We start from the raw sequence: 21,502 nt of genomic DNA, 5'->3' as shown, positions 1-21,502 counted from the left end.
AATATTTCTAATGTCTATTGTCACAATCTATATAAAACTCGGGATATGAATGGTCTAAAAAAGTTATGGATGGGCAGCCAAATGATTCTGATACAAAACCAAAAATAACAGGTGGTTTATTTTTGAATAATTTTCCCGTCCATTGCCAATCGTTATATTCATTGTTATTGATAAAGTTCAAAGGGTTGAATTCTGCGCCTTCTCCTGTTTTATATGTCTTTGCGAAAATAACTTTGTTGTTTTTAACTACAGCTAATAGCCTTTTAGAAATGCCGTATTCGCCTTTGTAATCCTGAATATAATAGATAAGGTTTTCAAATTTTGCTTGGTAAGTATTTTCTAAATTCTTTTCATTTTTCAATGCCAAAGGAAATTTATCACGATTTGTTTTCTGCCAATGTACCGGAACCACTTTTTCACCGGAAAATGGATTGCTTTTTCCAAAAGTGGCTAAGGAATAATTAGTTTTATCCATCGCTACTTCCTGAGAAATTTCAGGTTGATTAAGTTCGAAACCAACCATATAATTGTAATGAGAAATTTCTTCACCTTCACTGGTATAAAGATCAAGATTGGCAACTGATTTCAACTCATGAACCGGGAATTTTTGCAATTTGGCATCCCTGTAATTGTAAAGAAATAATGTGTCAGTTTCCGAAAGAGAAGTTCCTTTTAGTAATTTTTCTCTATAAATTCCTGTTAGTTCAAAATGTTTTAACTCCGCAAAAGTCTTGGTTTTTTGATTTTCAATAATGTCGTTCGGAATAGCTAAAGAATCATTGTAAATATCAGACATAGAAACAAATATATCGTACTTGCCGGTATTTTCCATAGAATATAAATCGAAGACATGAAAATTGGAAAGATTTTTCTTTTCGGTAGAAATTGTATCAATAGTAATTTCCTGTTTATCAATGGTTGCAATTTTTTTGACTTCTTTTTTACAAGATAAAAGGCATAATGATACAGCGAGTATGAAAAGTTGTTTTTTCATCGTTTAGTTTTAATTTCAAATATAGTTTAAAAATGGTGTTATTCTCAAAAAGCTTTTACAATACAAAAAATATGCAAATACAATTGACGTATTATCCTAAAAACAGTTATCTTTAATTATAAATATTTTAGTCGTTGAATTCAATTCTAGATATCGTTATACGGTCATTATCGGTTTATTTTTTTATGGTTATTGCCGTGCGTGTTTTTGGCAAAAATCAATTGTCACAGCTCAATGCAGGTGATGTGATTCTTTTGCTTTTGATAAGTAATGCAGTCCAAAATGCAATGGTCGGCTCTAACAGCAGTCTGGAAGGCGGAATTGTTGCAGCTTTGGTCTTGTTTGTTGCGAATTTCGTCGTGAAGAAATTTATTTTTAAAAATCAAAAAGTAAAAGAACTGATTGAAGATCATCCTTATATTCTTGTAAAGGACGGAATAGTGTATCCGGAAATCTTGAGAAAGGTCCAAATCTCAGAAGACGAATTGGAAGAGGCTGTTCACGAGCACGGGATCGAAAAAGTGGCTGACGTAAAATTAGCGATTCTGGAAGTGGACGGAAATATCAGTGTGATCTCTACAGATAAAATCTCAGATCAAACGCACTATTCCAGACATAAAACGAAGCTTAAACGGAAGTTTAGAAATCAATAGAGCAAGTCATAAAAACACTTCGACTCCAATCAGTGTGACAAATCTGATACTAAATGTTAATTCAGCGATGTCAGTCTGAGCGGAGTCGAAGACTTAAAAAAAAGTAAAGTGTGATTTACGCTAAAATAGTAATTCCTTTCTCAACCAAATCATAAATTGTGTTTCTCGCACTGTCTGGTTTTACATTTACAGCTTTTGTTCCGTTAAAATGTAAACAAGTAATAAATCCGGCATTGAAAGCATCAATCGCAGTGAATTTCACACAATAATCCAAAGCCAATCCCACAATCTCTACTAACTGAATATCGTGATATTTCAGAAAATCTTCTAATCCGGTTTTCATAAAATGATTGTTATCCTGGAAACCGCTGTAACTGTCAATTTCGGAGTTTTTTCCTTTTTGGATAATATGAGTGACTTTATCACGGTTCAGATCTTTATGGAATTCTGCTCCAAAAGTTCCCTGAACACAATGATCCGGCCACATAAACTGTGGAACGCCGTTTAGAGAAATGGTTTCGCCAACATTTTTTCCATTGTTTGAAGCAAAACTTTTATGATTTGCCGGATGCCAGTCTTGAGTTAAAACGATTTGGTCATACTCATTTTCTTCCATCAGAAGATTGATGTAAGGAATGATGCTGTTAGCTTCCGGAACGGCTAATGCGCCGCCTTCACAGAAGTCATTTTGTATATCAACTATTATAAGAGCCTTTTTCATATTTAATTAATGTGAGGTTATTAAAAATACAAAATGTCATTCTGAAAGAATCTTACCAATCATGATTTTCTTCTCTCGGAATGACATATTGACATTAAAATCCAGGAATTATCCTAAATATGGATATTTATAATCTTTTGGAGACACAAAAGTTTCCTTGATGCTTCTTACAGAAACCCAACGCAGAAGATTCATTTTAGAACCCGCTTTGTCATTAGTCCCGGACGCTCTGGAACCTCCGAAAGGCTGCTGACCAACAACTGCTCCGGTTGGCTTGTCATTGATATAGAAGTTTCCTGAAGCATTTTCCAAAGCCTTGTAAGCTTCTTCAATCGCGTATCTGTCCTGCGCAAAAATAGAACCTGTCAAAGAATATTGAGTCGAAGTATCGACCAGTTTCAGAGTCTCGTTCCAGTTTTCATCTTCATAAATATAAACCGTTAAGATCGGACCGAAGATCTCCTCAACAATACTTTCGTAATATGGATTGATTGTTTCGATAACTGTCGGATGAACAAACCAGCCTTTGGAATCGTCGTATTTTCCGCCGATGATTACGTTTGCATCACTTGCAGCATTTGCTCTGTCAATATAACCTTTACATTTTTCGAAAGAGTTTTTATCAATGACAGCATTTACAAAATTAGAAGGATCTTCCGGAGAGCCGATTTTGATCGTTTTGATCTGAGCTTCCATTACAGCTTTTACATCATTCCAAAGGGATTTAGGAATATAAGCTCTGGAAGCAGCAGAACATTTTTGTCCCTGGTATTCGAATGCACCTCTCACCAAGCCTGTTGCAACTGCTTCAACATTAGCAGAAGGATGGACCATTACAAAGTCTTTTCCTCCGGTTTCTCCAACGATTCTAGGGTAAGATTTGTAGTTATGGATATTGTCGCCGATCATTTTCCACATACCTTGGAATACTTTGGTAGAACCTGTAAAATGAAGACCTGCAAAGTCCGGATGTGCTAAAACTTTCTCAGCAGTTTCTTTTCCGTCAGTGAAAATCATATTGATAACACCGTCCGGAAGTCCGGCCTCTTTCAAAACGTCCATAATCACTTTCGCAGAATAAACCTGCTTATCAGACGGTTTCCAAACCACAACATTTCCCATAAGAGCCATACAGGTTGGCAGGTTTCCGGAGATAGCTGTGAAGTTGAAAGGTGTCACGGCAAAACAAAAACCTTCAAGCGGCCTGTATTCTACACGGTTCCAGATACCTTTGTCAGAAACAGGCTGCTCCGCATACATCTCTGTCATAAACTCTACATTGAAACGTAAAAAGTCTATGAATTCACAGGCAGCATCTATCTCTGTCTGGTGAACATTTTTGGATTGTCCGATCATTGTTGCAGCATTGATGATATCTCTGTATGGTCCGGCAATCAATTCAGCCGCTTTCAGAAAGATAGAAGCTCTGTGTTCCCAACCCAGGGCATTCCATTTTGATTTTGCTGCAAGAGCCGATCCGATTGCTTGGTCAACGTGAGACATATCGCCTTCGTAATAAAAACCAAAATCGTGCTGATGATCCTGTGGTGAGCTTAGTTTTATTTTTTTGTCTGTTTTTACTTCTTTTCCACCGATGATCATTGGAATTTCTGTTTTTTCTTTCCACATTTTTTTATAAGTGGCAATCAGGCTTTTTACCTCATCAGAACCGGGGATATAAGCTTTTACAGGTTCATTGATAACGGCAGGAACCTTAGAAATGGCTTTAGACATAATTTTGAATTTTGATTTTTACAAATTTACGATAAGCATTTTTAAGATGCAATCAAATCCAATTGTTTTGTTTTTATTAGTAAAATATGTTGATATTAATTTTTAAATCAATATTTTACAATTTTATAATTAAAGAAAATAATTGTTTTCTGACGATTGTTTATTAATAGAAATTTAATTCAAATTTTTACTAATTCTGCATCAAAGAATTTTAAGGAAGAATAAAAAAGAAAATCGCACAAAAATGCATGATGCTCCCACCTAAAACAAATAGATGCCAGATCGGATGGTAAAATGGTCTCCGGTCTTTGGCATAAAAATAAATTCCAAAAGTATAACATAACCCGCCCAATATGATAAAGATTAATGCACCGGTAGAAAGGTTTTCTATCATTGGTTTAATAGCGATAATGGCCGCCCAGCCCATCAAAGCATAAAGCGAAAGAGATATTTTTTCATTATTCCTAAGCGGAGAGAATTTGAAAATAAAACCAATTAAAGCCATTCCCCAAATCACACCAAACATCGCCCATCCCCAAGCGCCTTTCAGCCCGAGTAATGCGATGGGTGTATATGTTCCAGCGATGAGAAGATAGATGCTTAGATGGTCGATTCTCTGGCAGATTTTTTTCCATCTCAGTTTGTAAACAGCGTGATAAACGGTAGAAGCAGAGTAGAGTATAATCAAACTCAGTCCAAAAACCAAAGATGATGCAATTGCAATAGAATTTTCGCTAATAACGGAATAAGTAATCATCAGAACCAAAGCCACCAGAGATAGAATCGCTCCAAAACCATGGGTAATAACATTATATAACTCTTCTTTTTTGCGGTTCTTCTTCGGCATAATTCTAATTTCCATCAAAGTTAGGATTAAAATTTTTTCTAAATATGGTTATTATCAAGATTAGTTTATTTTTAACAAAGTTTAATTCTTTTAATAAGAACTGTTTGGAATAATACTTAAAGAGAGAAGTTTAAAACACGGTTGCAGCAGATGATCCGCTTTTCCGGAAGAAGGAGTACGCTCTTGTGACAAGCTTTCCGCTGTTCCGGAAAACCTGTTGTACCCCTGCAACATACGTTACACATAAGCAGAAGCCTTATCACATCCCTGCAACAGATTTTCCGGCTTATGTTAATTAATTTTGGAAAACTTAAAAACTTTCTCTTAATCTTTAAATATTGTTATCTTTAAGCCCTAATTCAAAAACACATATAAAATGATCAAATCAATTGACTTGCACAATCTTCGAAATGCAAACTATCTACAATTCCAAAAAGACTTTTTAGAAATTATTTTAAGAAACAATCCTGAAGTTTTGCAGATAGTAACCAAGTACAAAGACCTTTCTGACAAAACCAATGAACTGGAAAACCTGTTCAAAAAGGTTTTGGCAAATCCTATTTCTCAAGAGCTTTTGGTTTTGGATGAGAGGAGAGATGCGGTAGTAAACGGGATCTATTACATCGCATTGGGCTACTCATACCATTATGAGGAGGATACAAAACAGGCAGCAGAAGCTTTGCTCGCCAACTTCAAACTGTATGGCTCTGGTATTGCCAGACTCAATTATCAGGCAGAGACTGCGACCATCAATAGTCTCATGAATGACTGGGACAACAAACCGGAGCTTAGCCAGGCCATTGATACATTGGGGCTGAGAAATTGGAAAAACGAGTTGGGAAGCATCAATACAGAATTCAGTACCCGTTATCTGGACCGGACTCAAGACTATGGCAATGCCACACCGGAAACTCTGAAGATCAAAAGAGAGGAGACCAATTCCGTTTATTTTGCATTGAGAGATAGGATCAATGCATTACATTTGCTGGTAGAAACGCCGCCATCGCCTTACAGCACTGTCATTAACCAACTGAATGCTTTGATAGAGCAGTATAATCTGTTGTTGACGGTGCCTGATGAAACGGGAGAAACACCCACAAGTTAATATTAATTAAAACTAATAACCATTAAAAATAATACTATGACTAATAAATTGACAATTATATTACTTTCTATCTTCACTACTATTTGTATAAGTGCGCAATGCTGGAAATCAGTAGCCAGTGGTGGACCGCATATAGTGGCAGTAACAACAGATGGTGCTCTTTACTCGTGGGGATATAATTATTACGGGCAGTTAGGGGATGGCACTAATGTTAATAAAAAAACTCCCACAAGAATAGGTTCGGATAATGATTGGAAGACTGTAGCAACAGGGTATTATTTTACCCTTGCTATCAAAACGGATGGCTCACTATGGGCTTGGGGAGATAATCAATTTGGTCAATTAGGTGATGGTACCACTATAAGAAGACTTACTCCTGTAAGAATAGGTACAGATACCGATTGGAAAAGTCTGCATACTACCAGTGCGAATACGATCGCTATCAAAAATAATGGTTCGATGTGGGGCTGGGGCAGAAACCAGTTTGGAGAATTGGGGAATGGCACTACAGTCAGCAAATCATCTCCTACACAAATAGGAACCGACACGGACTGGAAGACAGCTACCGGTGGTTGCGGTTTTCATACGTTCGCTTTGAAAAATGATGGTTCCCTTTGGGCCTGGGGTCGTAACTTGAATGGTGAGCTGGGCGATGGAACGCTTGTTAATAAGTATATTCCTACAAAAATAGGTAATGATACCGATTGGAAAGACGTTGCAGCGGGTTTCCGATACAGTGCTGCCATCAAAAATAATGGTTCAATTTGGATGTGGGGTGAAAATGGACAGGGGCAATATGCAGATATTAATATTGAAGATGCAGTGGTGCCTACAAGGATGGGCGTTGCGAATAATTGGCAGAGCCTGACGGTGGGCAATAATGCTACCTATGCTATAAAAACAAACGGAACACTTTGGAATTGGGGTGGTGGAACAAATCCAGGAGGCGCTAGCTGGGACTATAAAATATTCCGAATAGGTAACAGCTCAGATTGGGCCTATGTAAAGACAACAGAAACTGCTCAACTGTTATTAAAGTCAGATGGTTCTTTTTGGGGGATGGGCGAGAATGCTTATGGACAGATATCTGATATAATTACAGGATCTGTCAATGTTCCAGTGCAAATTTCTTGTTCCAGACTTAGTGTTTCAGAAACTGACAAATCAGCATTACAAATCTATCCGAATCCTGTAACGGATTATTTTCTTATAAGTAATAAAGAAGTAAAAACCGTCCAGCTTTATTCATCAGATGGTAAATTGTTGAAGGAATATACGGCATCTAATAAGTACAATGTAAACAGTTTTCCCAAAGGCATCTATATTATCAGGACACAATTAGAAAATGGCAAAACCATTTCTGAGAAAATAATAAAAGAATAAGCATTAATGAAGTACTTCCTTTTAATCCCACTACTCGTCTCACACACCTACTTTTCACAATCTGTTTCTGATCAACTGGACAAATCAGTGAAAGAAATGCTGTCCACTTCCAATGCTTTGTCAGCCAATCTTTCGTTCTATGTTTCGGATGAGAATGGAAACTTGGTTTATGAATACAATGGGAACAAAGGACTTTCTACGGCCAGTACACAAAAGATTTTTACATCAGCAGCGGCGTTGGAAACGTTGGGGAAGAATTATCAGTTCAAAACAGCCGCTTCATATTCTGGGAAAATATCGAATGGCAATCTGGACGGCGATTTTTACATTACTTCCAATGGTGACCCGACTTTGGGAACTTGGCGCTATGAGAATTACAAACCGGAAAATTTCAAACAACAATTATTAGAAGCTATTAAGAAATCTGGAATCAAAAAAATATCAGGCAATCTGATTATCGATGATTCTTATTTCGATTTTCAAAGTACACCCGGCGGTTGGCCGTGGAATGATTTGGGGAATTATTACGGTGCAGGAACTTTTGGAGTTAATTGGAGAGAGAACCAATTTGATATTAATATTAATGGAAGCCAATTCAAGAGTCTTTCCTACGATTTGGATAATGTGAATTGGATCAATGAACTGAAAACGGGTGGAAGTTCTGACCAGAGTCTGATCTTCACAGCACCACATTCCGAAACCGCAATGATCAATGGAATGTTACCCGCAGGAAAAGTATCAACAGTTTCCGGCGCAACCCCGAATCCACCAATGCAGCTGGCTGTCGAAATCAAAAAATTGCTGGAAGACAATGGTATTTCAATTTCCGGTAAAATCACAACTTATTATAATGAAAAGCTTGCCGGAAAATCAATTTTAAAAGCTCCGGTTCAGAATCAGATTTTTGAATATAAATCGCCAACTCTTGACAAAATTGTCTATTGGTTTTTAAGAAAAAGTATCAATCTTTATGGAGAAACGCTGATCAAAACAATGGCAAAAGAAAAACGAAATAATCCAACTTTTGAAACGGGTGTTGATTTTCTCAAAGATTTCTGGAAATCAAAAGGGATCAATCCGATGATGATCAATTTCGCGGATGGAAGCGGATTGTCACCCCAGAATTATGTTTCTGCAAAAGCCCAGGTTCAGGCTCTTTTATATGCTAAAAAACAAAATTGGTTCGATGCTTTTTATGAAGGTTTCCCTACTCAGAATGGCATCAAAATGAAAAGCGGAACAATCAAGGACAGCAAATCTTTTGCAGGTTATCAGACTTCTAAAAATGGGAAGAATTATGTGTTTTCCATTATTCTCAATAATTATCAGGGCGGAAGCATCAGTAATGCTCTGTTCAAAATTCTGGATAATCTTAAGTAGAATTTTAACGCAAAGGCACAAAATTTTAATTTTAAATTATATTTTCAAAGCACAAAGATTTAACTTCTTTAAATAGGAACTTTGCGACTTTTATTACTAATCAATTAAATGAATTTTACGACTTTGCGATAAACAAAATGAACCGAATCAATTCTTTTCCACCAATTGTAGATAAAGATTCACAAATTCTGATTCTCGGTTCTGTTCCGGGTGTTAAGTCTTTGGAGATGCAGCAATATTATGCGCATCCACAGAATCAGTTCTGGAAAATACTATTTCACCTTTTTGATGAGGAATTTTCTTTGGACTATCAAGAAAGAATAGATTTATTGAAAGAAAACAAAATCGCTCTTTGGGATGTTATCGAAAGCTGCGAAAGAAAAGGAAGCCTGGATACGGAAATCAAAAATGAAATTGATAACAATATTCCTCAACTGATAGAAAGTCATCCCAATATCAAAATCATCTTCTGCAACGGACAGAAGTCTTACAAAAACCTTCTGAAGATTCTAGGCAAGAATTTCAAAATCCCGATTAAAGTTTTGCCTTCAACAAGCCCACTTCATACGGTGAAGTTTGAGGAGAAATTGGAAAGTTGGAAAATCATTAAAGATTATTTGTAAATCAACTATTCCAAATCTGCCAGGCTTTTTCCGCCTGCTGTTCCAGCATATAAAAACCATTCAAGGTTGTAGCGCCTTTTTCTGCACAATGTCTTAGAAAAGCGGTTTCTGAGGGATTGTAAATCAAATCGATAACGTAATGTTTATCCGTAATTGCATCGAAAGGAAATTGAACAGAATCATCAACATTCGGGAAAGTTCCAACTGGTGTTGTCTGGATAATCAATAATGAATCTTTTACCAAATCTTCGGTCAGATTTTCAAAATTAATTTCGGATTTTCTGGAAACGGTTTGATGTTCGATGTTATGCTTATCCAAAATGTATTTCACAGCTTTCGCAGCACCGCCATCACCCAGGATCAAAGCTTTTTTGTGGTAATCTTTTTTATTAATGAGAAGAGTCTTCTCAAACCCGAAAGCGTCTGTATTATAACCGATTTTTTTTCCGTTTTGAAAACTTACGCAATTCACAGCGCCAATTTGTAAAGCTTCGTCGCTCAGTTCATCAAGAAAAGGAATGATGGCTTGCTTATAGGGAATTGTGACATTCATCCCGACAAGATTAGGGTTTTCCAGAAAACGTGTAACATTTTCAATTTCAGAGATATCAAAGAAATTGTATGAATGATTTTTTAAAAATAATTTTTTGAATTTTTCCTCGAAATATTTCTTTGAAAAAGAGTAAGAGATATTCTTACCAAGTAATCCGAATTCCTGTTTTTCCATAGTTCAAATTTATAAAATATCATCACAAGAATCATTATAATTTTTTGATTTTTCTATTAGCCAAATTATTTTAGAATCTCTTTCCATTGGCGTAATTTTGGCTTTCGAAAAATCAAAATATTTAAAAATGAAGAACGTAATTCTTAACAACGGTACAGAGATTCCTGAGATTGGCTTTGGAACATGGCAGACGACAGAAAGTGTTCAGGAAACCGTGAAAATAGCTTTGGAAGTTGGTTACAGGCATATTGATACAGCCGATATCTATGGGAACGAAGCGCAAATAGGAGAGGCTATTGAAGAATCGGGTATCGCAAGAAAAGATCTGTATCTCACGACCAAAATATGGAACAGCAACAGAAGCGCACATGGTGTAAAATATTCTTTAGAACAGTCTCTCAAAAAACTGAAAACCGATTATCTGGATCTGCTATTGATCCACTGGCCTGCTAATGCGAAACAATTTGAAAACTGGAAAGAAATCAATGCGGAAACGTGGAAGGCCATGGAAGAACTGTATAAATCCGGCGTTGTAAAAACCATTGGTGTCAGCAATTTTATGCTTCCGCATCTGGAAGCCTTGCTGGAAACTGCAGAAGTAATTCCGGCAGTTAATCAGATAGAGTTTCATCCTGGTTATGTTCAGCAGGGTGTTGTAGATTTTTGTAAAGAGAACGGAATCGCAATAGAAGCCTGGAGTCCTATCGGTTCAGGAAGATTGTTGAAGGATGAAGATCTGAAAGAAATTGCAGATCATTATGGAGTTTCTCCTGCGATTCTGTGCATTCAGTTTTGTCTGCAATCCGGCGTAATTGTTTTGCCTAAATCTGAAAATCCTGAAAATATAAAAAACAATCTTCATTTTGAAAGATTTAAAATTACGGAAAGTGATATGAAAGCTTTAAAAACTTTGCAAGAAACAGGTTTTTCCGGCTTAAATCCAGAGACGGTCGATTTCTAATTTTTCAACCATTGAAGAAAGAAAAGCAGTTTAAAATTTTTAAACTGCTTTTTTATTGAGTATTATTTGTCCATAAATTTTAAGAGTTGAATGATTGCAACGTCTTTGAGAAAAAGAGTAGAAGATATATTAAACTTCGAGAATACATTATTCTGCAGAACTGCTGGAATAATATCTGATTTTTTCTACAATTTCTCCCAAATCAAAAGGTTTCGGGATGAAGTCTATAGCGCCGCTCTCTATTGCAGAATCTCCCAAGCCCCGGCTTGCGGACATTATGACCACAGGAATATTTTTGAAGTCCTGGTGTGCTTTTAACATTTTACAGATATCTCTTCCATCTTCTCCGGATAGCCACATATCCATCAGTATAACATCCGGCTTTGAGGAGATCGTAAGAGAATTAAACATTTCGGATCCTTTTTCATAATTCATGACATCAAAGCCTTCCATATTAAGCATTAATTTCACTGAATCCAAAATTGCAGGACTGTCATCGACAACTATTATTTTTTTTGAATTTGACATTTTTTGTAAATAATTCTAAGTAATTAGTGTGGGTTATCGGCTTTCGGAATCTCAAAACAAAAATCAGACCCTTTTCCTTCAACAGAATTTACAAAAATCCTGCCACCGCTTCTTTGGATAATCTCGGAAGAGATGTAAAGACCTAATCCAAGTCCCGGAAAGGTATGTTCCTTACTTCCGCTGACCCTGTAATATTGCTCAAAAACTTTATCTTTTTTATCCTCGGGAATACCAATTCCATAATCTCTTACAGAGAACAGGACGCAGCCTTCTTCGGTTAGTTTTGTCGTGATCTGGATTTTATCAGAATTTGGAGAATACTTGATAGCATTGCTGATAAGATTGCTCATTACCTGCGAAATACGATGCCTGTCTCCATAGATATTCCCGATATTCTCTGCTTCAAGATAGATCCTGTGGCTGGTGCTCATCTGTTGTTCTGTGATGATCTCGTTAACCAGTTCATCAAAATTAAAATCAGATTTATTGAGAAGGATTTTCCCGTTCTGGATTTTTGTAACGTCCAACAGATCATTAACAAGTGCCGTTAATTTATTGATCTGGTCATCCATTTTTTTGGCAACATCCGCATTGTTGTTATCGTCCTGCTTTCTCAGATTCTTTTCAAGGTATTGAGAATAGAGCTTGAGGCTTGTTAACGGTGTTTTGAGCTCATGACTTGCAATACCAAGAAAATTATCTTTCTGCTGCTGGAACTGCTTGAATTCGTTAATATCCGTACAAGTGCCGATCCATTGGATAACATCTTCATTAGGATCTTTTATTGGAATTGCCCTGCCTAAAAACCATCTGTAAGAATCTTCTGATTTATAATCCCGGAACTGATATTCGATCTCATAGGGTGACTTGTTTTTCTGGCTATTATTCCAGGTCTGCATTGCCCGGTTGATGTCATCAGGATGCAGGATCTTATGTGTTGCCGCCTCTCTGTTATCTATTCCTTCAAACCCGGTATACTCATACCATTTTTTGTTATAGTAATCTATATTGCCGTCTTTATCCGCAGTCCAGATGATAATCGGTAGACTGTCCGCCAGGTTTCTGTATTTTTCTTCTTTTTCTTCGATCTCTTTTTTCGCGAGAACAAGATCGGTAACATTGGTTGCAAAATTCAGGATCGCGTAAACTTCTCCGTTGGGATTGATAAGCGGTTTATAAGAAAAATTAAAATATAAAGTCTTCAGTATGCCATCAACTTCCAGCAACACTTTATCTTCTTTTGCAGCGTATGTTTTTTTGGTTTTGAAAATATCTTTCAGAATATTAATGAATGGCTGACCGTCCAGTTCCGGTAAGGCTTCCGCTAATTTTTTTCCGATAACCGATTTGTCTTTACCCCAGGTGTGGAGCATTGTATCGTTTGCCATATCAATAATCAGATCCTCACCCTTATATAAGGCAATAGAGTAGTCGGATTCTTTGATCAGATTTTCGAATTTATATTCGGTTTCCGCAAGTTTTATTTCTGCTAAAACCTGCTCTGTCACTTCTGTTGCGACTACACTGATTCCTATGATTTCGCTTTCGTCATCGTTATAGATTGGTGCATAGATGAAGTCGAAAAAACATTTTTCGGTTATTCCGTTTCTTACCAGATAGCATTTCTCTTTATAACCTTTATAAGGCTTACCGGTAGTTTTTACATTCGAAAGAATTTCCATGAAAGGCTGACCTTCCAGTTCCGGCAATGCATCAATTAATTTGGTGCCGATAATTTGTGGAGGTTTTCCCCAGAGCTGGAGCATTTGCGGATTAGCAACCTTGATAACAAAATCATCACCAACCAACATAGACATTGCTATCGGAGCATGAACAAGCAAAAGCGCCAAAGAATCCTGAGAAATATTAGTTTTGATGAAATTCTTCATTATGAGATAGACAATAAATTTACTACAATCATTATTTATTTTGAAAATTTTTGTTTTCCTATCAGTAATTCGAAAAATAATCTGAAATCAGAAAGTAACGACCAGATGGGATATTTGAATGTGGCTGGCGTATTTTTTTCAAATACAGCATGGCTGAACCATGCAAAACCATACCCGAAAATCGGGCAATACCAAAGAAATCGCTCCTTTCCGGATTTGATAACATAAAAAACTACTATGAAAACCAACAGTATTCCAATGAAATGAAACACTTTTGTGAGTGGTTTACTGTGTTCTGTAAGATAAAATTGATAAAATTCCTTATAGGTTTTAATTCTGTTATGAGACTCCATTCCCGGTTTGATTTAGTTTGCTGTTTTTATATCCATAAAGGAAATAAATTATCAAACCTATAGCAAACCACAGTCCAAACCAGAACCAATTTTCATGACTCATCCCGGTTAACAGATAAAGACATGAACTAAGACCGATCAAAGGGATTAATGAAAGATTTTTAACAAAAGCCAAGCCACATAAAACCAGATTAACTATAATGAAAACTATAATTGCCAAACGGAATTCGCCTTCATTCGGATCACTGATATTCAATAAATTTTGAAAGAATGCCGGCTGGTAGAAATAGAAGAATATTAATCCGCCAATAAAAATTAATGGGAAAAATAATTTGCCATTAATATAAGGTAAATGGAATCTGCCTTTGATTTTTTCTTTTGGAGGCAGCATTAGAACACCACCGCAAACCAAAACGAAAGCAAAAATAGTCCCGATGCTTGTAAAATCAAGAACGAAAGTTTTATCGGTGAACAGAATCGGAACGCCAACTACAATTCCTGTAATAACTGTTGCAAAAGAAGGTACTTTGTTTTTGCTGTGAACCTCCTGGAATTTTCTTGGCAAAAGCCCGTCTCTGGACATTGCCATCCAGATTCTCGGCTGGCCCATCTGGAAAACCAAAAGAACGGTCGTAATTGCTACAATAGCAATGAGAGCAACGATGAATTCCATCCACGGAAGATTGAGATTCGATTTGTCAAATACAAACGATAAAGGGTCGCCGATTCCGTCAAATTTTCTGTAATCGACTAATCCGGTTAAAACTAAAGTCAGAATAATATAGATAACGGTACAAAGTCCCAATGAGATCAACATACCTTTTGGAAGGTCTTTCTGAGGATTTTTGGTTTCTTCTGACAGAACAGAAATCGCGTCAAAACCGATATAAGCAAAGAAAACACCTGAAACCGCAGACATTACACCAGCAAATCCGTTTGGCATAAAGGAAGGTTCCGAAGCTATAGAACTTGTCGGAAACCAGTTCCCTGTATTCACATAAGCGACACCAACTGCAATTACGAGAAGAATCACGAATAACTTTAGAATCACAAAAAAGTTATTGAAGTTCTTACTTTCCTTAATTCCCTGATAACAAAGCCAGGTAATTAACCCGTTGATAATCAAAGCAGGAATGTCAACAATGATTCTCAGATTTCCAATGACAGGAGCGGATTTCCAGGCATTAATCAATTCCGTATTAGTCGAATGATTGAGAACTGCTTTTTTAGCTTCTGTGTAACTGCAGGTAAAATAATCCGGAATATGAACCCCGATTCTTCCCATGAAACTGGTGAAATAATCAGACCATGAAAAGGCAACATAGATATTTCCGAAAGAATATTCCATAATCAAAGCCCATCCAATAACCCAGGCAATCAATTCCCCGAAACTGGCGTAAGCATAAGTATAAGCACTTCCTGCGGTTGGAATCCTGCTCGCAAATTCGGCGTAACAAAGCGCTGTAAAAGCACAGGCAAAGCCACAAATCAGATATAAAACAATAACACCCGGACCGCCTCGGAAAATCGCTTCTCCTAAACTACTGAAGCTTCCCGCACCAATAATGGCTGCAATACCAAAAAATACAATATCCCAAGTGCCTAAAACCCGATTCAGTTGCCCGTTATCTGTATTTTCTGCGTAGTGTTTTCTTCTGAAAAGTGAACTCATATTAGGTTAAAAATTTATGAAAGAAACAAATGTAATAAAATTTTGATGTTTTTAACATTTTACTTAAAAATTAAAACAGATTCTAGCTGGAAAAGCTTTTTGTTTTCTCGGATTAATTCCACTTTTCTCCCACGCTTCTTCGGGATTTGTTCGGAAAAAGGATGTTTTTTCCGAAGAAGACCCGAAGGATTTCCGAACAATTCCCGAAGGAATACAACACATGACCAGTCAAAACCAGTCAGAACCGGTCAAAACCGGTCAGGGGTGTACAGGCTGTTGTTTTCTGCAATACCTTCGTGTTACAAATTTTAAAAATCTTTGATATGGCAACATTAAACAAAGGAATCCTTGGCGGATTCTCCGGTAAAGTAGGAACAGTAGTAGGCGCTAACTGGCGTGGTCTGGACATCATCCGCAGCCGTCCTAAAATTTCAAAACGCAACCCAACGGAAAAGCAGCTTGAGCAGCAGATGAAGTTTAAGCTGGCGATCAGCTTTTTGCAACCTGTTAAGTCAATCCAGTCGTTGTATTTCGGGTCAGAGAGTGGGGTAAAATCCAGGGTGAACCTGGCGGTGCCCTATACAATTAGTGAGGCGATACAGGTGGTGGCTGGTCTGCCGGAGCTGATCTACAACAAAGTACTGATTACCCGTGGCGAACTCACCAGCTTCCAGAATGCAGTGCTCACTACGCAGCCAGGCGGTGTGCTGCACCTGGAGTGGGAAGATAACAGCACGCAGGGCAATGCCGCACCGGCAGATCAGGTCAGCCTGGTGTGCTACTGCGAAGAGCTGAAGAACTGGGAGATCTATGAGGGTATCGTGATGCGCTCCGACCTGATGGCAGACGTCACGCTTCCTGCGTATTGCCTGGGTAAAACAATGGAAGTCTATGCCTTTCTGAATAATGAAAAGCAGACGGCTGCTTCCATAAGTTTCTACCTCGGTCAATATCTGGTGAACTGATGCAGGAGATCCACTCGCAAGAGTGGATTTTTTATAAAATGTCTTTTTTTATTAAGTATAATTTAATTTCAGAAAAATATATTATTTTTACCGGAAAAATTATAAAGCGTCATGTTTTGACGTTATCAGTTGATAATATTGCAACTGATTTGATTAGTAACTATAAAAACTCAAATTATGAAAAAGATTTCTACCACACTATTGGTGCTGGGTTCTGCTGTACTCTTTTCGCAGAAGATTTCCTGGCAAAAGAATCTCGACTCCGGGACACAGGATTTTCTTTCCGGACTGGCGGTTACGATCGATGGACAATACTTAGTTTCGGGATCATCCATTCAGACCCTTCGGCAGGCTCAGGGTGACAGCTCCGGCTCAACTGCAGTAAATCCATCATCAACTCACAATCAAAACAAAGGTTACGATTACCATATCCTTAAGCTGGACCAGCAGGGTCAGAAGGTTTGGGAGAAGTATTTTTCAGGGAATCAGCATGATTATCTCAGCGCCACCGTTTCAACCAGGGAAGGTGGCTTTTTGTTGGCAGGGACTTCGTATTCGTCTTTAGGATTGGATAAGAAAGATAAATCTAATGGTTCGTCGGATATCTGGGTTATCAAGATTGATGAGAATGGGGAAGAACAGTGGCAGAAAACCATCGGTACAAGATACAGCGAAGAAGCGCGAAGCGTTACCCAAACTACGGACGAAGGCTATATTGTTGCAGGCTCTACCAATCATCCAAAATCAGGTTACGGCTCCAAAGATGTTCTGGTCATTAAGCTGGATAAGAAAGGCAGGATCATTAGTCAATTAATTCTGGGTGGCAAAGGCCTGGATGAAGTGGAGAAAGTGATCCCGACGAAAGACGGCGGTGTCTTGATGGGCATCTATTCCAGGAGCGGTGCTATTGGGAATGATGAATTATCAATGATTAATGATCAGCGGTCAAGGATCAGCAATTCTTCGACTCTGGTCAACGTTAAAAATGGTTCAGAACAAAACAAAGGAGATGCTTCGACTGCGCTCAGCATGACAGGGACAAAGGCACAAGGTATGGGCACCTCGCCTGCTGTTGGGTTATCAAACAATTCAGTTCAAAACAAAGGAGATGCTTCGACTTCGCTCAGCATGGCAAATACTCAATCCGGCAATAGCAGCAACGTCATCCTGAGCGGAGCCGAAGGATCTGTCAACTATTACCCCAAAACCAGCAATAACTACGGCGAGGGCGATTACTGGATCATAAAACTGGATAAGAATGGCAATGTCCAGTGGGAGAAGAACTTCGGCGGCAGCGAGGACGACCATGTTCAAACCATGGCTTTGACAGACTCGGGTTACATCATTGGTGGCGAGAGCCGCTCGGAAACCTCGGGCAACAAGAGAGCGAAGCTGGAGGAGGGGACAGACCTTTGGGTGCTGGCATTGGATGAAGACGGTAATGAGCAGTGGCAGCAGTCTTACAACTTTAAGAACCGGGATGTGATGATGAGCCTTAACACAATAAAAAACCCATCAACCAACAATGAAGAACCAACAACCAAGGGATTTCTGATTGGTGGTTACACGCAGTCAGAAGGTAAGGTTGAGAAGAATGATGAGACGTTCTGGATGCTTTACATTGACAGGAATGGTAAAGAAGTGTGGCGAAAGTATGTTGAAGGCAGGGACAAGAAAAAGGAAGAACGTTTGACATCCGCATTACTGAACAGGGACGGCTCATATATCCTGGCAGGGACAAGCGCTGAGGAACTAGGAAAAGAGAACTGGAAGGTGGTGAAGCTTGAGGATAAACAAATTGAAGACCTGATGGAGAACAAGGACATCCAGATCTACCCGAATCCTGTGAAGGATTACTGTTATGTGGAGATCGGGCTGGACTTCGAGAGTGCAGATGTTTATGTTTATGATATGACGGGCAAGGTGATCCAGACCCTGAGCACCAAAAACAGGGTGACGAAGATTGATACGAGTAAACTACCACAGGGCGTTTACATCATCAAAGCGAGTATCCCAACCCAGCAAAACAAAAAACTAACTGCTAAAATCGTGAAAGAGTAAAAAACATAAATTATGAGAAAGAAAATAGTAATTTTTATTTACCTTCTATTGATTAATAATGCCAAATCACAAGCGTCTTATGATACCGGAGGTGGGCATCCGGTCGCATCGGCTGCTGCGTTGTCAACCTATATCAATTCACCGCCATCAATAGTGAGTGGAACAGCAAATATAGGAGTTCCTTTAATATCTCAAAAATTAGGAAATACGGAGATCAATATTTCAGCCAATTATTCTCCCGTACTGAAAAATCAAATCAAAGGAAATACTGAATTAGGAATAGGCTGGTCTGTATCCAATCTGTATGCAATAACACGGGAAATTGGCAGTTCACTTGACAAAACTACCGATCTGTCAAACTTGGATGATATCTATTATTATTCGATACCTGGCTATTCAGGAAAATTTAAGATTATAGAAGGTGCGTATTCCGGAGAAATCAGAATCTTATCTCTGACGCCCTCTAACATAAAAATCAATTTTACACGAAAAGCTAATAGTACATACGATTTTTTTGAAACGTTGACGATAACGGATACACAGGGTAACGAATATTTTTTTGATAAAACGGCTATAGATTTTTCTGGAGGCGTATACAGCAGTATTTTTTATTTGACGAAAATCACCAACAAAAGTAACTCCCAGAGTACAGATTTCCTTAATATAGAATATGGTTACGTCTATCAAAAGCCATTTCTAGATGGAACCGGCATTGCAAAAAAAGTGCTGAAACCTTCTAAGATGACTATGAACGGGATAGGAGTTATCAATTTCAATTATTCTAACCATCAGAATCAGGATTTAGGAGAGCCTTTTAAGCTTAATTTCATATCATTAACCACGCCGGGCGGGAAACAGATCAGCCGTTATATTTTTGATTATAACAATGATGTTCTGACAGGGATAAAAAAATATGGACAGAATACTACAGACTATGAACAGACAAGTTTTGGTTATGACCAGGAAAAAAGTGAAGAAGATTTCCGTATTCACAAGGACTCCAATGCATACGGTTTAGAGGGGCTCTGTCGGCATGCATTTTTCTCTGTAGATTTTAACTACTCGACCGCAAATCCTAAGCCATGGACATTAGGTGGAGGTGTTCTTAACCGTATTATTTATCCTACGGGAGGTTTTACCGAATATGATTATGAGCTTCATAAAGAATATTTTGACCGGGCAAATCCTTCTCTTTATTACCAGACAGAACTTCAAACCAGAATGGACCCCGAGGTGCAGTATACAAAATTATTAGGGGATGATGCTCTATATTTTAACCTGCATCAACCGTACGGCACTCAAATTTTAGAGTTTACGATTGATGAGCCCAAGGTCATCTATATGAAAACCGTGACTAGTGAAAAGTATCCTTTGCCGATAGGAGGTACAAGCCCTTATACAGGACTTGAAACATTATATATGACTGCTAGTCTGAAAAAAAATAATATTGCTGTGCCTGTTAGATCCAATGTATGTTCTAATCCTGATTTGGATTTTGGAGTATTAAGCTATAATCTGACCCCGGGTATCTATCAGATCGAAGTTAAAGGAACCGGAGGTAATGGTTATATAGAATTACATGAACAAAAGACCCTTGCACTCCCTTTGAAGAATGAGCGTTATACACCGGGGTATGGACTCCGTATAAAAAATATCAAGCAATATAACAGTGCCGCACCTGGAACAGTACCAGAATTCGTAACTGCTTATCAATACGATCAATTTGCAAATCCTAATAATTCCAGCGGAGAGTATTATGAATTTTCAACTTATAGCACAGGTTCGGATGTGTTCGCCTATACAACTGCTATGTTATACAAAAATGTCACGGTAAAAAAAGGGAATGGCATGGGCTATAGTCAGTATACATATAAAACACCTGCCGATTATCCCCGTACCCAATCCTCTTCTAATTATAGTTATTGGCCTTATCTTAATCTTACAAAAAACGGACTGCTGTATAAAGAAGAAGTATTTGACGCACAAAATTATTTGAAAGCCCAAAATATTTTTGATCCGGTGATTAATGAGATTGATATGCCAGACTATTTTGAAGGTCATCATTCCGGCTATTATACCAAAACTGCTTTTCTAAAGAAAGAAATCAATACTGCCAAAACCTATTTTGATAATGCTTCCAGGCATCTGGAGGTCATCTCTGAATCTGAAAGAGATTCCGGCAATTACAATGTTATCCATAGCACAATCACCAATTCTGATGGGACCACAGACGAGGCTTTTTACCAATATGCAAGTGATAAAGGATCTACGAACCTAATAGATAAAAATATCCTTACCACTCCATTGGAAACCGAAATAAAGAAAAATGGTGAAGTCATTTCAAAGGCAGAGGTAAAATATGAAAATACAGGTAATATCTATCCCAGTTACAATTTATCTTATAGTATGAATGACCTGAGCAATGCCGGGACAGCCAAAAAAGATGTTAAGTTTGACAGCTATGATGAAAGGGGAAATATTGTACAGTATACAATATCTCCCAATGCCCAAGGTGAAGGCTTTCCGGTAACAATGATCTGGGGATATAACAAGACATCGCTTATTGTTAAGATTGAAGGAGCAAAACTGAACCAGCTGGATGCCGCTGCTATCAATAATCTTGTGGCCCTGTCTGATGACTATGCCAATGCTACAACAGATTTTGCTGCTAAAGAGACAGCTTTTGTATCTGCATTGGAAAGTTTCAGAACTACTAATTCTGCAGATTACCAGGTCACCTGCTATAGTTATTACCCCCTGGTGGGCGTAAGTGAGGTTATCCCACCCAGTGGGATCAAAGAGATCTATGAGTACGATGCTATGAATCGTCTGCAACGTGTAAAAAATGCAGACGGAGTTATCATCAAGGAAATCGAGTATCACCACAAGCCATAAACTAAAAACCA

At 38.0% G+C, this 21,502-nt stretch carries 18 protein-coding genes; 9 read left to right on the top strand and 9 right to left on the bottom strand.

Annotated features, from left to right (window positions below; all coding sequences use genetic code 11):
• Positions 1-7: 7 nt before the first annotated feature.
• On the bottom strand, positions 8-994 hold the full coding sequence (locus tag AC5P2S_RS10820) for a hypothetical protein (protein ID WP_494554829.1): 987 nt from the start codon (positions 992-994) through the stop codon (positions 8-10).
• Between the two features lie 134 nt (positions 995-1,128).
• On the opposite strand from AC5P2S_RS10820, the gene AC5P2S_RS10815 reads away from it, so the two are divergent.
• A complete protein-coding gene (locus tag AC5P2S_RS10815; RefSeq protein ID WP_494554828.1) occupies positions 1,129-1,647 on the top strand; it encodes a DUF421 domain-containing protein in 519 nt (172 codons plus the stop codon).
• A gap of 115 nt (positions 1,648-1,762) precedes the next feature.
• Here AC5P2S_RS10815 and pncA read toward each other — a convergent pair whose 3' ends face one another.
• The 3 genes from pncA to trhA form a co-directional block, all read right to left on the bottom strand.
• On the bottom strand, positions 1,763-2,368 hold the full coding sequence (gene pncA / locus AC5P2S_RS10810; RefSeq protein ID WP_494554827.1) for a bifunctional nicotinamidase/pyrazinamidase: 606 nt from the start codon (positions 2,366-2,368) through the stop codon (positions 1,763-1,765).
• A 108-nt stretch (positions 2,369-2,476) separates the two neighbouring features.
• Entirely contained in the window at positions 2,477-4,102 is a 1,626-nt protein-coding gene (pruA, locus tag AC5P2S_RS10805; RefSeq protein ID WP_494554826.1) for an L-glutamate gamma-semialdehyde dehydrogenase, read from the bottom strand.
• A 211-nt stretch (positions 4,103-4,313) separates the two neighbouring features.
• The gene (gene trhA / locus AC5P2S_RS10800) at positions 4,314-4,964 is read right to left on the bottom strand and encodes a PAQR family membrane homeostasis protein TrhA (protein ID WP_494554825.1); all 651 of its coding nucleotides are present in this window, start codon (positions 4,962-4,964) and stop codon (positions 4,314-4,316) included.
• Positions 4,965-5,325: 361 nt separating this feature from the next.
• On the opposite strand from trhA, the gene AC5P2S_RS10795 reads away from it, so the two are divergent.
• The 4 genes from AC5P2S_RS10795 to AC5P2S_RS10780 all read left to right on the top strand — a co-directional run bounded on the left by AC5P2S_RS10795 (position 5,326) and on the right by AC5P2S_RS10780 (position 9,440).
• A complete protein-coding gene (locus AC5P2S_RS10795) occupies positions 5,326-6,054 on the top strand; it encodes a DUF6261 family protein (RefSeq protein ID WP_494554824.1) in 729 nt (242 codons plus the stop codon).
• Positions 6,055-6,090: 36 nt separating this feature from the next.
• Positions 6,091-7,437: an RCC1 domain-containing protein gene (locus tag AC5P2S_RS10790; RefSeq protein ID WP_494554823.1), complete on the top strand. Its 1,347-nt coding sequence runs from the start codon at positions 6,091-6,093 to the stop codon at positions 7,435-7,437.
• A 6-nt stretch (positions 7,438-7,443) separates the two neighbouring features.
• Positions 7,444-8,817: a D-alanyl-D-alanine carboxypeptidase/D-alanyl-D-alanine endopeptidase gene (gene dacB, locus AC5P2S_RS10785; protein WP_494554822.1), complete on the top strand. Its 1,374-nt coding sequence runs from the start codon at positions 7,444-7,446 to the stop codon at positions 8,815-8,817.
• A gap of 137 nt (positions 8,818-8,954) precedes the next feature.
• On the top strand, positions 8,955-9,440 hold the full coding sequence (locus AC5P2S_RS10780) for a DNA-deoxyinosine glycosylase (RefSeq protein WP_494554821.1): 486 nt from the start codon (positions 8,955-8,957) through the stop codon (positions 9,438-9,440).
• Position 9,441: 1 nt separating this feature from the next.
• Here the strand turns inward: AC5P2S_RS10780 and AC5P2S_RS10775 are convergent, their stop codons facing one another.
• On the bottom strand, positions 9,442-10,167 hold the full coding sequence (locus tag AC5P2S_RS10775) for a shikimate dehydrogenase family protein (RefSeq protein WP_494554820.1): 726 nt from the start codon (positions 10,165-10,167) through the stop codon (positions 9,442-9,444).
• A 127-nt stretch (positions 10,168-10,294) separates the two neighbouring features.
• On the opposite strand from AC5P2S_RS10775, the gene AC5P2S_RS10770 reads away from it, so the two are divergent.
• Positions 10,295-11,128: an aldo/keto reductase gene (locus AC5P2S_RS10770; RefSeq protein ID WP_494554819.1), complete on the top strand. Its 834-nt coding sequence runs from the start codon at positions 10,295-10,297 to the stop codon at positions 11,126-11,128.
• A 147-nt stretch (positions 11,129-11,275) separates the two neighbouring features.
• On the opposite strand, the gene AC5P2S_RS10765 is transcribed toward AC5P2S_RS10770, so the two are convergent.
• Genes AC5P2S_RS10765 through AC5P2S_RS10750 form a run of 4 tightly spaced genes read right to left on the bottom strand, consistent with a single transcriptional unit; the run spans position 11,276 to position 15,570 of the window.
• Complete coding sequence (locus tag AC5P2S_RS10765; RefSeq protein WP_283418144.1) at positions 11,276-11,656, bottom strand: response regulator; 381 nt, start codon at positions 11,654-11,656, stop codon at positions 11,276-11,278.
• A gap of 23 nt (positions 11,657-11,679) precedes the next feature.
• Positions 11,680-13,545 carry a PAS domain-containing sensor histidine kinase gene (locus AC5P2S_RS10760; RefSeq protein ID WP_494554818.1) on the bottom strand — a complete coding sequence of 622 codons (1,866 nt, stop codon included), beginning with the start codon at positions 13,543-13,545 and terminating at the stop codon, positions 11,680-11,682.
• 35 nt (positions 13,546-13,580) lie between these two features.
• Positions 13,581-13,898 carry an Mpo1-like protein gene (locus AC5P2S_RS10755; protein ID WP_283418146.1) on the bottom strand — a complete coding sequence of 106 codons (318 nt, stop codon included), beginning with the start codon at positions 13,896-13,898 and terminating at the stop codon, positions 13,581-13,583.
• A complete protein-coding gene (locus AC5P2S_RS10750) occupies positions 13,885-15,570 on the bottom strand; it encodes an APC family permease (protein ID WP_494554817.1) in 1,686 nt (561 codons plus the stop codon). Before AC5P2S_RS10750 ends, AC5P2S_RS10755 begins: the two co-directional genes overlap by 14 nt.
• 323 nt (positions 15,571-15,893) lie before the next feature.
• Here AC5P2S_RS10750 and AC5P2S_RS10745 point away from each other — a divergent pair, with 323 nt between their 5' ends.
• From AC5P2S_RS10745 to AC5P2S_RS10735, 3 genes are all read left to right on the top strand, one after another.
• Complete coding sequence (locus AC5P2S_RS10745; RefSeq protein WP_494554816.1) at positions 15,894-16,535, top strand: DUF6266 family protein; 642 nt, start codon at positions 15,894-15,896, stop codon at positions 16,533-16,535.
• A gap of 177 nt (positions 16,536-16,712) precedes the next feature.
• Complete coding sequence (locus tag AC5P2S_RS10740; RefSeq protein ID WP_494554815.1) at positions 16,713-18,596, top strand: T9SS type A sorting domain-containing protein; 1,884 nt, start codon at positions 16,713-16,715, stop codon at positions 18,594-18,596.
• 12 nt (positions 18,597-18,608) lie between these two features.
• Positions 18,609-21,491, top strand: a complete 2,883-nt coding sequence (locus AC5P2S_RS10735; RefSeq protein ID WP_494554814.1) for a hypothetical protein — start codon at positions 18,609-18,611, stop codon at positions 21,489-21,491.
• Positions 21,492-21,502: the final 11 nt, after the last annotated feature.

Source organism: Epilithonimonas sp. 33E, assembly GCF_059372615.1.
Note: the sequence above shows the minus strand (reverse complement) of the source record. Positions and strands in the feature narration are given on the sequence as shown.

What these genes read in the sequence shown, in the direction of transcription:
- AC5P2S_RS10820 (WP_494554829.1), bottom strand. Translation starts at nt 994, where the DNA reads ATGAAAAAACAACTTTTCATACTCGCTGTATCATTATGCCTTTTATCT.
- pncA (WP_494554827.1), bottom strand. Translation starts at nt 2,368, where the DNA reads ATGAAAAAGGCTCTTATAATAGTTGATATACAAAATGACTTCTGTGAA.
- pruA (WP_494554826.1), bottom strand. Translation starts at nt 4,102, where the DNA reads ATGTCTAAAGCCATTTCTAAGGTTCCTGCCGTTATCAATGAACCTGTA.
- trhA (WP_494554825.1), bottom strand. Translation starts at nt 4,964, where the DNA reads ATGGAAATTAGAATTATGCCGAAGAAGAACCGCAAAAAAGAAGAGTTA.
- AC5P2S_RS10795 (WP_494554824.1), top strand. Translation starts at nt 5,326, where the DNA reads ATGATCAAATCAATTGACTTGCACAATCTTCGAAATGCAAACTATCTA.
- AC5P2S_RS10790 (WP_494554823.1), top strand. Translation starts at nt 6,091, where the DNA reads ATGACTAATAAATTGACAATTATATTACTTTCTATCTTCACTACTATT.
- dacB (WP_494554822.1), top strand. Translation starts at nt 7,444, where the DNA reads ATGAAGTACTTCCTTTTAATCCCACTACTCGTCTCACACACCTACTTT.
- AC5P2S_RS10780 (WP_494554821.1), top strand. Translation starts at nt 8,955, where the DNA reads ATGAACCGAATCAATTCTTTTCCACCAATTGTAGATAAAGATTCACAA.
- AC5P2S_RS10775 (WP_494554820.1), bottom strand. Translation starts at nt 10,167, where the DNA reads ATGGAAAAACAGGAATTCGGATTACTTGGTAAGAATATCTCTTACTCT.
- AC5P2S_RS10770 (WP_494554819.1), top strand. Translation starts at nt 10,295, where the DNA reads ATGAAGAACGTAATTCTTAACAACGGTACAGAGATTCCTGAGATTGGC.
- AC5P2S_RS10765 (WP_283418144.1), bottom strand. Translation starts at nt 11,656, where the DNA reads ATGTCAAATTCAAAAAAAATAATAGTTGTCGATGACAGTCCTGCAATT.
- AC5P2S_RS10760 (WP_494554818.1), bottom strand. Translation starts at nt 13,545, where the DNA reads ATGAAGAATTTCATCAAAACTAATATTTCTCAGGATTCTTTGGCGCTT.
- AC5P2S_RS10755 (WP_283418146.1), bottom strand. Translation starts at nt 13,898, where the DNA reads ATGGAGTCTCATAACAGAATTAAAACCTATAAGGAATTTTATCAATTT.
- AC5P2S_RS10750 (WP_494554817.1), bottom strand. Translation starts at nt 15,570, where the DNA reads ATGAGTTCACTTTTCAGAAGAAAACACTACGCAGAAAATACAGATAAC.
- AC5P2S_RS10745 (WP_494554816.1), top strand. Translation starts at nt 15,894, where the DNA reads ATGGCAACATTAAACAAAGGAATCCTTGGCGGATTCTCCGGTAAAGTA.
- AC5P2S_RS10740 (WP_494554815.1), top strand. Translation starts at nt 16,713, where the DNA reads ATGAAAAAGATTTCTACCACACTATTGGTGCTGGGTTCTGCTGTACTC.
- AC5P2S_RS10735 (WP_494554814.1), top strand. Translation starts at nt 18,609, where the DNA reads ATGAGAAAGAAAATAGTAATTTTTATTTACCTTCTATTGATTAATAAT.